This is a genomic window from Bowmanella yangjiangensis (genome assembly GCF_017255015.1).
Classification (GTDB): domain Bacteria; phylum Pseudomonadota; class Gammaproteobacteria; order Enterobacterales; family Alteromonadaceae; genus Bowmanella; species Bowmanella yangjiangensis.
In genome coordinates this window covers 1-388 of record NZ_JAFKCS010000679.1, presented here as the reverse complement: position 1 = coordinate 388, position 388 = coordinate 1, and the positions used below count along the sequence as shown (strand labels likewise).

1 protein-coding gene is annotated in these 388 nt (G+C 64.9%); it reads right to left on the bottom strand.

Features of this window, described 5'->3' with window-relative positions; translation table 11 throughout:
• Nucleotides 1–388, bottom strand: a 388-nt coding sequence (locus tag J0A65_RS26235; protein ID WP_206597121.1) for a type VI secretion system ImpA family N-terminal domain-containing protein, incomplete at both ends; no start/stop codon positions are given.

Here is a 388-nt window from a genome sequence, read left to right as displayed (position 1 = left end):
AGCGCAACCTGGGTCTGCACGGTGTCGCTGTACTGGCGGATCATCCACTCCAGGGGGAAGACCCGCCAGGAACGATCACCCTCCTCTGGCTGCGGATGCAGCGTATCGGGATAGCGTTCGCACAACTCGCACAGCAGCTCCAGGGCTGCAGCCAACCCAGCCAGTGCATGGCGTCTGATCCAGGCTTCGCCTAGCCACACGGCGATCATCAGATCCTTGCTGCGTTCACGCAGCAGGTCACCGGCCAACTGCTCCAATGCCGCCCAGTCGCCACGCTTGAGTTCACTTTGCCAGACGCCGGTGGGCAGGCTTGCGTCGTCTTCGCGGCGCAGCTCGCGCAGGCGATCCCAGGCGCCCTCGTAACGCAGGCTCGGTCCGCAGACCGCAT